At 74.3% G+C, this 487-nt stretch carries 1 pseudogene; it reads left to right on the plus strand.

Features of this window, described 5'->3' with window-relative positions:
* A pseudogene (locus ACFV3E_RS06585) lies at positions 1 to 372 on the plus strand (DEAD/DEAH box helicase); the annotation flags it as partial.
* Positions 373 to 487: the final 115 nt, after the last annotated feature.

Consider the following 487-nt stretch of genomic DNA (forward strand, 5'->3'; position numbering starts at 1 on the left):
CGTCGTGACGAGCGTCCGTCGTTCAACCGCGAGCGTCGTGACGAGCGTCCGTCGTTCAACCGGGACCGTCGTGACGAGCGTCCGTCGTTCAACCGGGACCGTCGCGACGACCGCCCGGCGTTCAACCGCGACCGTGACCGTGACCGCGGCTTCGAGCGTCGTGACGACCGCCCGGCGCGCCCGCACGAGTCGCGTGACCGCCACTTCGGCGGCGACCGCCCCTTCAACCGGGACCGTCGCGACGACCGCCCGGCGTTCAACCGCGACCGTGACGCCAACGACCGCCGCCCGTACGGGCGTCGTGACGACCACCGCCCCACCGGCGGCTTCGACCGCCGCACGGACAAGCCGCGCTGGAAGCGCAACGGCTGACCCCAGGTGAACGGCAGGGGCCCGGCCGGGGGGCGGGCGAGGGGCGGGGCCCCCCCCGGAGGGGGGATCGGCGGGGTGGGGCGGGGGGGGGGGGGGGGGTTTTAAAAAATAACAG

It is taken from the genome of Streptomyces sp. NPDC059718 (assembly GCF_042733315.1).
Taxonomy (GTDB): domain Bacteria; phylum Actinomycetota; class Actinomycetes; order Streptomycetales; family Streptomycetaceae; genus Actinacidiphila.